This window comes from Pseudomonas sp. F2 (assembly GCF_057174385.1).
Genome location: NZ_CM169904.1, coordinates 5,340,065 through 5,352,740, shown reverse-complemented (window position 1 = coordinate 5,352,740; position 12,676 = coordinate 5,340,065). Strand labels below are relative to the sequence as shown.

Sequence of the window (12,676 nt, the reverse complement as noted above, 5' to 3'; positions counted from 1 at the left end):
CTTTGCGGAAATGATGAGCCTTAAAAGCAGCTCACGTGACCGCCAGGTTGATGCTGTCTATGCAGCTGACCCTCAGATGCTTGAGATGGCTGCTGCCCGTGCCAAAGCCGTACTTCGTGGCAACTCTTCTTCAATCGCTCGCCCACAACGCTTCTCTGCGCTCAGCAACTGATGCCCGAGGCGGTGAACGAAGACGCTCCGTTCACCCAGCTTGAGCGTTCAGATCTCTTCGCTTTTCTGCTCGATCTAATTCAGCGCGTCTACCGACCCTCTGTTCTTTCCGCTGTTAACGATTACGGCCTTGTGATCGTGGGCGGTCAATCGCTCACGCTTTGGGCCCGGCAATACCTCATCGATGAAATGACAGGCGAGGATGTCGGATTCGTCACCAGCGATGATTTGGACTTTATCGGCAAGCCCAACTCAATTGATTATTGCGCCCGCATGATGGGCGTCCCTTTTCGCAAAGCGAAAATGGAAGACAACACAATAAATATTGCAGCCGCGTACATTCACTGGATTGACGATAAAGAGGTCATCGTCGATATCCTAGAAATGGACAGCGTCGGGGGCGCGCCCAAAAAAGAGATTTTCAAGTATTTATCCGTCTTGGATATCGAAGGCGTGCAAGTCGCCGTCATCGACCCCATCACATGCCTAAAGTCTCGCCTGTTCAACCTATTTGCTCACTGGCAGGATCGGCGGCACAGGGAATCCGTGCGGGTGAAGATCGCAATTCGCGCCTCGAACCATTACCTGCGCGACCTGCTTGTACATGACGGATACCGAGCCATATCAGAACATGTCCGCCGAATTAAGGCCTTGGCCCTGACAACGCTCGGCAAGCGTGTTTATGTCGAATATGGAATCGACGTGCTGGACGCCATCCCCTACGATCCGGCGCTGTATCCAACTGCCTACATGGATCGGGAACGACCGAACATGCTCCGCCAAATTGGTGACTTACGCCGACGAAAGTTAATTCAGTACCAACGATTCGCTTGTGGCCCTATCCATCCTAGCCATCTTCAGCCCGCTGCAGAGAACGATCCAAGATAAAGGAATCGGGATTACGCGAAACTCTCGCGCTGTCATCGCCTCGACTCTTCTTGCCTACAGCTTCTACTACCCAAACCTGATCTTCCCCCCCCGTGCCACCATCAAACAAGGTACATTTACGCCCATCGAGCACGATCAGCAGTGCCGGAATGGAGCGACCAGTCCGGTTTTGAAAGGGAATAGGGGTTATGGACAAAAAGTCGCTTTCCGAGCGGGACATCTGCAGCAAATACATCGTCCCAGCCGTTCAACAAGCTGGATGGGACATGCACAAGCAGGTGCGCGAGGAAGTCAGCTTTACCAAAGGCCGCATTATTGTCCGGGGCAAACTTCACAGCCGTGGAGAAGCACGCCGCGCAGATTTCATCCTCTACCACCAAGCCAACCTGCCTATCGCGGTGATCGAGGCAAAGGACAACAAGCACTCCGTTGGCTCCGGCATGCAGCAAGCCTTGGGCTATGCAGAAGCGCTGGACGTACCGTTCGTGTTCTCCAGCAATGGCGATGGCTTCCTGTTTCACGACCGCAGTGGCACAGGCAGCCAGGTAGAAACCGAACTCACCCTTGATCAATTCCCTAGCCCTGCTGAACTCTGGCAACGCTACTGCCAGTGGAAGGGGCTGGATAATACCGCCCAGCACAAGATCGAAGCGCCCTACTACGACGACGGCTCCGGGCGCATGCCGCGCTATTACCAAATGAATGCCATCAATCGCACCGTCGAAGCTGTGGCACGCGGCCAAAACCGTATTCTTCTGGTGATGGCCACTGGCACTGGCAAGACCTACACCGCTTTCCAAATCATCTGGCGGCTGTGGAAATCGAAACAGAAGAAACGCATCCTGTTTCTGGCCGACCGCAACATCCTCGTCGATCAGACCAAGAACAACGACTTCAAGCCCTTCGGCCAGACGATGACCAAAATCGCCAAACGCCAGATCGATACCTCCTACGAGATCTACCTGTCGCTTTATCAGGCCGTCACCGGCACTGATGACGAGATGAACATCTACAAGCAGTTCTCCCGCGACTTCTTCGACCTGATCGTGATCGACGAATGTCATCGTGGCAGCGCCTCGGAGGATTCAGCTTGGCGCGAAATCCTCGATTACTTCTCCAGCGCCACCCATGTCGGCCTCACCGCCACACCAAAGGAGACTAAAGAGGTATCGAGCATCACTTACTTTGGTGAGCCAATTTACAGCTACACACTGAAGCAAGGCATCGAAGACGGCTTCCTCGCTCCCTATAAAGTGGTGCGTATCGACTTCGACAAAGATCTGCAAGGGTGGCGTCCGCCCAAGGGCATGCTCGACAAAAACGGCGAACTGATCGAAGACCGCATCTATAACCTCAAAGATATGGACCGCACCCTGGTTATCGAGGCGCGCACTCAATTGGTGGCGCAAAAAGTTACCGAACTCCTCAAGGCCACTGATCCGTTTCAGAAAACCATTGTCTTCTGCGACGACATCAACCACGCAGAGCGCATGCGCCAAGCACTCGTCAACCTCAACCCCGAACGTGTAGCCGAAAACCGCAAATACGTCATGCGTATTACCGGCGATGATCAGGAAGGCAAGGCCGAACTGGATAACTTCATCAACCCGGAAGAGCGCTACCCAGTCATCGCTACAACCAGCAAGCTGATGACCACCGGCGTGGATGCGCAGACCTGCAAGCTGATCGTGCTCGATCAACACATCAAATCGATGACCGAGTTCAAGCAAATCATCGGTCGAGGTACTCGCATCAACGAGGACTACGGCAAGTACTGGTTCACCATCATGGACTTCAAAAAAGCTACCGAGCTATTTGCCGACCCGGCCTTTGATGGTGATCCGGTGGTGATCTACGCCCCCGATACCAATGACTCTCCTGTACCGCCGGACGATCCACTTGCCGATGAAGACGGCATCAGCGCTGGCGACGATACGGATGGCGATGGACTGGAATTCACCGGCGAGGAGGATGGCAAAAAACGCATCAAGTACGTGATCGATACCGTCCCGATTTACGTCGTCGCCGAACGTGTGCAGTACTACGGCCCCGATGGCCGACTGATTACCGAATCGCTCCATGACTACACCCGAACCTGCGTACAAAAGCAATTCACCTCGCTGGATGACTTCCTTCGCTGCTGGAGTGATGCTGAGCAAAAGAAAGTCATCATCGAAGAGATGGCCGTCCAGGGTGTGATGTGGGAAGCCTTGGCCGAAGAAGTGGAAAAGAAACAGGGCAAGCCGCTCGATCCGTTCGATCTGATCTGCCATGTAGCCTTCGACCAGCCAGCCCTGTCGCGCCGCGAACGAGCCGAGCAGGTGAAAAAGCGCAACTATTTCGCCAAGTATTCCGGTGCCGCCCGCCAGGTTTTGGAGGGGTTGTTGGATAAATACGCCGATACCGGCATCGAGCATATCGAGGACATCAAAATCCTTCAGCTTGACCCTTTCAGCCAGTTCGGTGCCCCCATGGAATTGGTCAAAGCCTTCGGCGGCAAGGCTGGCTACAACCAGGCCATACACGAGCTGGAAGACGAGCTTTACGCCAGTTAACGGCCAACTACCGACGACCTGCCAAAGCAGCTGTCCACACTATCCTGTAGAATTTCGCCCCCTTTGCGGTATGCGTTGAGAGAACTTCATGTCCATTAGCTCCACCATCAAGTCCATTCAGGACATCATGCGTAAAGACGTTGGCGTAGACGGCGACGCGCAGCGTATCGGCCAGCTCGTTTGGCTGCTATTCCTGAAAATCTTCGATGACCGCGAGCTGGAATGGGAGCTAATGGACGACAGCTATCGTTCGCCCATTCCCGACAGCTGCCGCTGGCGTACCTGGGCCGCCGACCCGGAAGGCATGACCGGCGACGCGCTGAAGGACTTTATCGACAACAACCTCTTCCCCCAGCTTCAGAACCTGCACGAGTACAGCAACACGCCGTCAGCCTTCGTGGTGCGCAGCGTGTTTGAAGACGCCTACAACTACATGAAGTCCGGACAGTTGCTGCGCCAGGTGATCAACAAGATTCAGGAAGGCGTGGACTTCAACAAGGCCCAAGAGCGCCACGAGTTCGGCAACCTCTACGAGCAACTGCTGCGAGACCTGCAGAACGCGGGCAACGCCGGTGAGTTCTACACCCCGCGCCCAGTTACCGAATTTATGGTGCGCATGGTCGATCCGAAGTTGGACGAAAAGGTCATGGACCCGGCCTGCGGCACCGGCGGCTTCCTCACCTGTGCCATTGATCACAAGCGCAGCCGCTATGTAAAAACCGCCGAAGACGAACGCACCCTACAAGCCAGTATCTTTGGCGTGGAGAAAAAGCCGTTACCGCACCTGCTGGCGACCACGAACATGATCCTGCACGGCATCGAGGTGCCCAACCAGATCCGCCACGACAACACCCTGAGCAAACCACTGATCAGTTGGGGGCCAAGCGAGCGTGTGCACTGCATCGTTGCCAACCCGCCGTTTGGTGGCATGGAGGAAGATGGCATCGAAACCAACTTCCCCGCCAGTTTCCGCACTCGAGAAACCGCCGATTTATTTTTGGTGCTGATCATGCAGCTACTGAAAGACGGTGGTCGCGCCGCCGTGGTGCTGCCCGATGGCTTCCTGTTTGGCGAAGGCATTAAAAGTCGTATCAAGGAAAAGCTGCTGACTGAGTGCAACCTACACACAATCGTTCGCTTGCCCAACGGAGTGTTTAACCCCTATACCGGCATCAAGACCAACCTGCTGTTCTTCACCAAGGGCACGCCGACCAAGCAGGTGTGGTTCTACGGACACCAGTACCCGGCAGGCGTGAAGAACTACTCAAAAACCCGGCCCATGCGCATCGAAGAGTTCGCCGTAGAGGAGGCCTGGTGGGGCAACGAAGCCGATGGCTTTGCCGCGCGGGTGGAGAACGAGTTTGCCTGGAAGGTCAGTATTGAAGAGTTGCAGGCACGCAACTGGAACCTCGACTGCAAGAACCCGCATATCGGCGAGCAGATCAGCCATGACCCGGATGAGCTGCTGCGCAACTACGCCAGCCTGCAAGGCGAAATCAGCCAGCTGCGCGACCAGCTTAAAGCCGGGCTGGCTGAAGCCCTTGCCTCTGATAAAGAGGAGCGCGAGGTATGACGGGGTTGCTGACCGAAAATCTGCCGCTGCTGGCCAGCGCACCGAATGGCATCAAGAAGCTGCGTGAGCTGATTCTGGAACTGGCGGTGCGCGGCAAGTTGGTGCCGCAAGATTCTAGCGATGAGCCGGCCAGTGAGTTGCTAAAGCGCATTGCCGAGGAAAAGGCGCGGTTGGTGGCAAATGGCAAGATCAAAATGCTGAAGCTGATCGAGGAGCCCCCGAATGTGGATGGCTTATCGAATTTACCTAGATCTTGGAGCTGGGTTCGATTTGGCGAGATCGCTCAGCACAACTCCGGAAAGACCTTAGATAAGGGGCGTAATACCGGCATACCCAGAGATTACATCACGACATCAAACCTCTATTGGGGAAGGTTTGAGCTCGAAAATGTTAAACAAATGCTCATACGAGAAGATGAGCTTGATAAGTGCACAGCAACTAAAAATGATCTTTTGATATGTGAAGGGGGCGAGGCAGGTAGAGCGGCTGTTTGGGAGGAAGACAGAGAAATTTGCGTTCAAAACCATGTTCACCGCGCACGCTTGTATGGCGAGGTTTCACCGCATTACGCCCAGCGATTCTTCGAAAAAATAAATGCTACTGGTGAAATAAATAAATACCGGAAAGGTATTGGCATTTCAAATATGTCTAGCAAGGCCCTGGCCTCAATTACATTCCCTTTACCGCCCCTCGCCGAACAACACCGCATCGTCGCCAAAGTCGATGAACTGATGGCCCTATGCGACCGCTTGGAAGCCCAGCAGGCCGACGCCGAAAGCTCCCACGCCCAACTAGTGCAAGCGCTGCTCGACAGCCTGACCCAAGCCAGCGACGCCACCGACTTCGCTACCAACTGGCAGCGCTTGGCTGAACATTTTCACATGTTGTTCACCACCGAACCCAGCATCGACGCCCTCAAACAAACCCTGCTGCAACTTGCCGTGATGGGCAGACTAGTTCAGCAAGACCCTAAAGATGAACCAGCCACTGAACTGCTCAAGCGCATTGCCATGGAAAAGACACGACTAGTGGCCGAGAGCAAACTCAAGAAGCAGAAAGCGCTGACTCAAATTGGAGAGGATGAAATCGCCTTCAAACTGCCACAGGGGTGGCAATGGGTGAGAAAGGCGGAGGTCTTCAACTTTCTGAATGGCTATGCCTTCAAGAGTGAATGGTTCCAGCAAGAAGGTGTTCGACTACTGCGCAACGTCAATGTCTCGCATGGAGTAGTTAACTGGAAAGAAGCCGCGTGCATTTCGAAAGAGCAGGCCGCAGATTTTCATGGTTTTTCGCTTAAAGAGAATGATGTAGTACTGACGCTTGATCGTCCGATTATTTCAACAGGACTAAAGTATGCGGTGATACGCAACACTGATCTCCCCTGCCTGCTGTTGCAGCGAGTAGCTAAAATTGCTCCGTATGCAGATGCTGTGAGCGTGCGTTATCTTTCGGCCTGGCTAAACTCGCGCTTCTTCGTCGATAACATCGATCCGGGTAGAAGTAATGGTGTCCCGCACATTTCGACGAGCCAAGTCGCAAGCATGCCTTTTGCTCTGCCTCCCCTCCCCGAACAACACCGTATCATCGCCAAAATCGATCAACTAATGGCCATCTGCGACCAACTCAAAACCCATCTAACCCAAGCCCGCCAACTGAACGAGCAGTTGACCAGCACCCTGGTCGAGCGAGCTCTCGCCGAGTATGGCCAACAGACTCCCATTGCCACGGACCAGCAACTATCCCGCACCCTGCTCGCCGCAGAAATCACTCATCGACTGCATAGCCAACGTACCTTCGGCCAACGCAAACTGCAGAAGGTGATTTACTTAGCCGAACACGCGGCCAAGCTCGCCGCGATCCAAGGTGACTACCTGCGAGACGCAGCCGGCCCCCACGATCGCCAGTTGATGAATAAGGTAGAAGGCGAGATGCAAAACCTTCAGTGGTATGAGCGCATCGAGCGCGAGACCGTTGGCCATGCTTACCGTCCGCTTTCCCAAGCAGGACAGCATCGGCAGGAGTATTGCAGCGCCTGGCCAGTCGCTGAACGCGCCACCATTGAACAGGCGATCGAGCTAATGCGGGACTGGGATACGGATCGTTGCGAAATGACTGTGACGCTCTATGCCGCTTGGAACGACTTTATCCTCGAAGGCCGCCCGGTTTCCGATGAAGCCATCGTGGACGAAGTCATGCATAGCTGGAACGACACCAAACTACGCTTCAGCAAAAATGAATGGTTGGCGGTTTTGTCAGAGATGAAAAAGCACGAAATCCTCATACCCACGGGATTTGGCAAACGAACCACGGGCGGCATGCGCAACTTACTCGGTAGAATTTAACCTACCTTCCGCTCACCGACGCTTAGCGGCAAGGCCCGCCCAGTGCGGGCCTTGTCGTATCCGATATTAATATTCCAAGTGTCAGTCCTATTGGGCATAGAGGCTTGACCTCCCTCGGCCCCCTCAGGCAACAGTTTTTACCAGAACAGCGCGATACGTATCTCATACACAACGTTTCTCCGCGGGACTCGGCGATTAACCATGTGCTCACAGTGAGCATTCCAAGCAGCACTGGAGCTAGCCCTCATCAGAAGTGGCAAAATAATGGCGCCACCATTATTCTAGCGACGCTATCTGCGCCTGGCGCTGGACAGCCTGTAAATTTGGACGCCTCGAAAACAACTTAAAAGGACGTATCCTCGTGAGCATTAGCGAAATCATACAAACGAAAGAAGTTGATATTTATATATCTCTTTTCTTCACTATTCTCGGACTTATCCTGGGTTTTATAGTAGACACCCTGACAAAAGGATCATCCCCTGCAGTCAACGGACAACAAACCCCAATCATTAATCTGACTGTTAGCAACGTAGTAAACCCTCCCAGTGCCTCGTCCTCTAAACCAGATCAAGACATGATGCCGGTAATCTGCACAGCCATGGTAATTACGGCACTTATCTATCTGTTTTATAGAGCCGAGATTCTCAACATACTGTCATGGATTACTATTTTCACCCTATCGCTCTGGGCAGGAGGGACTTTACACAGTCTCTATAAAGGCTACTTTAGCGGTGGGTCCTGGATTGCTTCCTTACTATTTTCGGTAGCATTTTGTGTTGCAGCGACACTCATGACTGGTGAGGCCTTTAGGCCTACCCACGCGCCTGAAAACTTCATATATATACAGGAAATTATTAACAAATACGGCATCACCGGACTTAAACGCTACTTCAATCCAGAAGACTTCAACTGGCTTATCCTTCACTTATTCGGCGTACTCATTCTCTTTTATGTAAGCATTCGAATGATGCTTTCATCGACGTACTTTATTACCACTGGGTTCGCCAATCCCGCGAGCGCCACCGAACCGTGGATTACTCAGAAAACCCGAAAATATGCAAACCAAAGAAAAAATATTATTTATATGCCGATACTATTGCTTCTTGCATACGCTCTGATATCTGGAGCCGTCTCTATATGGCTGACTCACGATATGCCGGGACAGTTGAATCAGCTGATTGATACCATTCTTCACGGTCGCTGATCCGAATTTACTCTTCAAGCAAAGCAAAAAGGCATTAGACGAGAATATCGCCTGTGCCTTTTTGAACATCGCAAACAAGCGTAAATCACTAGCGGACAGCCCCTGCAAAAAATAATGCCCCTTCTACACTCACACCGCCCCCACTGCCACGACGCGCCCCCATGACCACCCACCAAGACCGCATCAAGCAAGGCAAGGACGCCCGCAAGCAATGCTCGCGCAGCGCCCACGTCACCACCGGAAAGATGAACCGCGATCCGATCCCACTGATCAAGGCCTCGAGTCAGGGCCGCGTCGCTTCGCTGGTGGAGTTGCGTTACGGACGAATGCTGGTGTCGCCCTTCACGTTCTTCCGTGGCAACGCGCTGCTGCAGGCCCATGATCTGTCGAGCACCCAGAACATGGGGCTGGTTGGGCCGATCTGTGGGGATGCACACTTGATGAACTTCGGCGGTTTTGCCACGCCCGAGCGCAATCTGTTATTCAGCGTCAATGATTTCGACGAGGCGCATCCCGGGCCCTGGGAATGGGACGTAAAGCGGCTGGCGGCGAGTTTTGTGGTGGCGGCGCGGGATTTGCGCCATGGCGAGTCGGTTGAGGAAGAGGTCTGTCGGCAGATGGTCGGTGCCTATCAGGCGACGATGCTGGAGTGCGCCGAACAGAGTGCGCTGGAAACCTGGTACGAATCGATCAAGTACGAAGACTTGCTCGATCAGGCACGCAAGAGTGCGCTGGAGCATGTGCAGCGTGCCGTCGATAAAGCCGAACGGCGCACCCATGCCGAGTTGCTGCCGAAAATCAGTGAGCGCGACGCCAACGGGCGACTGGTCATTCGTGACGACCTGCCGGAAATTTTCCACCTGCACAAGAACACCACGCTGCTCGACGCCGACGATGACTGGTTGCGGCTGGCAGACTGGCGGCCGTTGTTCGATACATTCATGCGTGACTATCGCACCACGCTGCAGGCTGACCGGCGAGAATTGCTCTCGCGGTTTCACGTACAGGATCTGGCGTTCAAAGTGGTGGGTGTCGGCAGTGTGGGCACCCGATGTCTGGTGGCGCTGCTGACCGACGATCAGGAATTTCCGTTGTTTCTGCAGTTCAAGGAGGCGCGGCGCTCGGTGCTCGCCGACTATGTGAAGGCCAAGTCCCGCACGCGTCATGAAGGCCAACGGGTGGTCGAGGGGCAGCGCCTGATGCAGTCGGCCAGCGATCTGTTTCTCGGCTGGACCACCGGCCCCCACGGTCGGCATTTTTATGTGCGGCAATTGCGCGACATGAAGATCTCCGCCGAACTGGAAAACTTCGACGCCGAAACCTTCGCCGCCTATGCCCGGGTCTGCGGTCGCGCACTGGCCCGCGCCCACGCCAAAGCCTCGGGCAATGCGGCGGTCATCAGCGGCTATATCGGCAAGGGCGATGCCTTGGCCGACGCCCTGTTCAAATACGCCCGCAGTTACACCGCGCAGAACGAGCGCGACTTCGAACGTTTTCAGCAGGCTTGCCGCAAGGGCCGGCTGCGGGCACGTTCGGAGGCCGATTTCGCCGCGGATCACTTGCCTTGACGCGCTGCAGAGCGCTCGCTGTCGAGATGAATTTTTCTTCACTGCCCCCGTTCGATCAACACGGTACAGTCCGCTCGCTCATTCAAGAAACTACGGTTCGCCCGCGCTCTCCCGCGGGCTTTTTTTTGCCTGGTGTTTGCTGCGGAAACGATCCGCGCGGTTTGTTTTTTCCCGCCCCATGATCAATCCTGTCCCTCGACCCTGCCATCCGGAGCGCCCGATGCCGCTGCTGACCTTGCCCTGCCAACGCCTGACGCTCGCCATCCTCGCCCCGGAACAGGCCGAACTGGAAAGTGCGTTCTATGCACGTAACCAGCGCCACCTCGCACCTTGGTCGCCGATCCGCACCACCGAATACTTTTCCAGCGAACAGATTCGCCGACGCCTTGAAGTTCAGGCCAGTGCCTACGAGGCCGGGCTGGCGATGCATTTCGCCCTGCTGACGCCGGACGGCCAGCAAATGATCGGCGCATGCAATTTCAGCGGGATCATTCGCGGGGCGTTTCAGGCCTGTTATCTGGGTTATCACATCGACCACGCGCATCAGGGGCAGGGCCTGATGCAGGAAGGCCTGGAGGCCGGCATCGGCTACATGTTCGACACGCAGAACCTGCACCGGATCATGGCCAACTACATACCCGGCAACGAGCGCAGTGCGCGCTTGCTGGAGCGTCTGGGTTTCGAACGCGAGGGCTACGCCAAGGCCTACCTGAACATCGCCGGGCGCTGGCAGGACCATGTGCTGACGGCGCTGGTCAATCCGGTGTTCGAGGCGCCGGAAAAGCGTTGGTCACGACAACTGGCGTGAGTTTCACAATTTGTTAAGCATTGGCGAAGTATGCTCAAGGCTCCTGCCCTTTCCGGTTGCCTGAAATCCATGCCGCGTGCCGCCACTTCGCTGTTTCTACTCGCCGCCCTGCTGTTTTTTTTCGCTTTGGGTAACCACCAGCTGCAAGGCTCCACCGAGGCCCGGGTCGCCGGGATCGCCATGGAGATGCACCTGGACGATGACTGGGTGACGCCGCGCCTGTTCGGCGAACCGTTTCTGGAAAAACCACCGCTGAGCCTGTGGCTGGACGCCGGCGCCATGCGCGTGTTCGGCGTTTCGCCGTGGGCGGTGCGGCTGGCGTCGGCGGTGGCCGGGTTGCTCAGCGTGATGCTGCTGTACGGCATGCTGCGCCGCTTCGGACGGCCGAAAGCGCTGGCCTGGACGGCGGGGATTCTGCTGGCGACCATGGCCAGCTACTGGAGCAACGTGCGCGGGGTCGGCGAGGATGCGCTGCTGGCGCTCGGCGTGACCACCGCGTTGCTGGCGTTCTTTCAGGCGCAACGCGCACCGAACGCGGCTAACTCGCTGCTGTTTATCGTCGGGATCGCTATCGCGACGTTGAGCAAGGGCGTGCTGGGATTGGCGATGCCGGGGGTGGTGATTTTCGCTTATCTGCTGGCCGATAACCTGATCGACAAACGCCTGAAGCTCGGCGCGTGGTTGCGTCCCGGTTTGCTCACCGTCGTGGGCCTGATTCCATTGCTGATCTGGCTCGCGGTGCTCTATCAGCGCGGTGGTTCGCACGCTGTCGCTGAAGTGCTGCTGACCAACAGCGTCGGTCGCTTCAGCGGCTCGTTCGTCGAGGCCGGGCATTACGAGCCGTTCTATTACTACCTGGCCAAACTGCCGGAAGCGTTCCTGCCGTGGAACATTCTGGTGTATCTGGGCCTGTGGCATTTCCGCAAGGAGCTGAAGGCCAACCGTTACCTGTTGTTTTTCAGCCTGTGGATCGTCGCGCAGTTCATCATGCTGACCCTCGCTTCCAGCAAACGCACGGTGTACCTGATGTCGATGACCCCGGCGGCGGCGGTGATTGCCGCCGAGTATGCGCGCATACTCTTCGAGCGCTTGCAGGCCCGCGAAACCGCCGACCGTTTCATCGGAAAAGTCGCCCGTCATCGTCAGGCAATTGCCGCAGGACTGCTCACAGTGGTGATCGCCAGCTACCTCGGCGCCGCGCAGTGGGCACTGCCCAACGCCGACAAGGAGCTGTCGTTCCTGCCGTTGACCGAACACATTCAGAGCTTGCAGGCCAACGGTCAGCAGGTCGCGCTGTTCCAAGCCAACGAGCGGGTCGGCGGCGCCAGCGTGTTCTACACCCAACGTGTGCTCAAGGGACTGGACACCGACGCGCAACTGCATGACTTCCTCAGTGCCTCGCCCTCGAACGTCGCGGTGATCTCGGCGGACAGCGAACCCGTCGCACCACTCAAAGTGCTGAAGACCATGATGGTCGGGCGCCAGGCGTACTACTTCGTCGGCTACTGACGCCCTTCGCGCCAGCCAATAAAAAACCCGCCGTCACTGGCGGGTTTTGTTTGGGCCG

8 protein-coding genes are annotated in these 12,676 nt (G+C 55.8%); all 8 read left to right on the top strand.

All coding sequences use genetic code 11. The features are described from left to right. Positions 1-183: 183 nt before the first annotated feature. The 8 genes from AC193Q_RS23995 to AC193Q_RS23960 all read left to right on the top strand — a co-directional run bounded on the left by AC193Q_RS23995 (position 184) and on the right by AC193Q_RS23960 (position 12,618). Complete coding sequence (locus AC193Q_RS23995) at positions 184-1,059, top strand: hypothetical protein (protein WP_483878888.1); 876 nt, start codon at positions 184-186, stop codon at positions 1,057-1,059. Positions 1,060-1,247: 188 nt separating this feature from the next. Beyond that, entirely contained in the window at positions 1,248-3,614 is a 2,367-nt protein-coding gene (hsdR, locus tag AC193Q_RS23990; RefSeq protein ID WP_483878887.1) for an EcoAI/FtnUII family type I restriction enzme subunit R, read from the top strand. Positions 3,615-3,702: 88 nt separating this feature from the next. Then, positions 3,703-5,187: a type I restriction-modification system subunit M gene (locus AC193Q_RS23985; protein ID WP_483878886.1), complete on the top strand. Its 1,485-nt coding sequence runs from the start codon at positions 3,703-3,705 to the stop codon at positions 5,185-5,187. Beyond that, positions 5,184-7,529, top strand: coding sequence for a restriction endonuclease subunit S (locus AC193Q_RS23980; RefSeq protein WP_483878885.1), 2,346 nt, complete (start codon positions 5,184-5,186; stop codon positions 7,527-7,529). The genes AC193Q_RS23985 and AC193Q_RS23980 overlap by 4 nt, the downstream gene beginning before the upstream one ends. Positions 7,530-7,890: 361 nt before the next feature. Further along, positions 7,891-8,733: a hypothetical protein gene (locus AC193Q_RS23975; protein ID WP_483878884.1), complete on the top strand. Its 843-nt coding sequence runs from the start codon at positions 7,891-7,893 to the stop codon at positions 8,731-8,733. 161 nt (positions 8,734-8,894) lie between these two features. Then, positions 8,895-10,301, top strand: coding sequence for a DUF2252 domain-containing protein (locus tag AC193Q_RS23970; RefSeq protein WP_483878883.1), 1,407 nt, complete (start codon positions 8,895-8,897; stop codon positions 10,299-10,301). Between the two features lie 220 nt (positions 10,302-10,521). Next, positions 10,522-11,109: a ribosomal protein S5-alanine N-acetyltransferase gene (rimJ, locus tag AC193Q_RS23965; RefSeq protein WP_108181623.1), complete on the top strand. Its 588-nt coding sequence runs from the start codon at positions 10,522-10,524 to the stop codon at positions 11,107-11,109. Positions 11,110-11,139: 30 nt separating this feature from the next. Beyond that, entirely contained in the window at positions 11,140-12,618 is a 1,479-nt protein-coding gene (locus AC193Q_RS23960) for an ArnT family glycosyltransferase (protein ID WP_315438364.1), read from the top strand. The last annotated feature ends 58 nt before the right edge of the window (positions 12,619-12,676 follow it).

Coding starts and splice junctions, on each gene's coding strand:
- AC193Q_RS23970 (WP_483878883.1), top strand. CDS start 8,895: ATGACCACCCACCAAGACCGCATCAAGCAAGGCAAGGACGCCCGCAAG.
- AC193Q_RS23980 (WP_483878885.1), top strand. CDS start 5,184: ATGACGGGGTTGCTGACCGAAAATCTGCCGCTGCTGGCCAGCGCACCG.
- hsdR (WP_483878887.1), top strand. CDS start 1,248: ATGGACAAAAAGTCGCTTTCCGAGCGGGACATCTGCAGCAAATACATC.
- AC193Q_RS23985 (WP_483878886.1), top strand. CDS start 3,703: ATGTCCATTAGCTCCACCATCAAGTCCATTCAGGACATCATGCGTAAA.
- rimJ (WP_108181623.1), top strand. CDS start 10,522: ATGCCGCTGCTGACCTTGCCCTGCCAACGCCTGACGCTCGCCATCCTC.
- AC193Q_RS23960 (WP_315438364.1), top strand. CDS start 11,140: ATGCTCAAGGCTCCTGCCCTTTCCGGTTGCCTGAAATCCATGCCGCGT.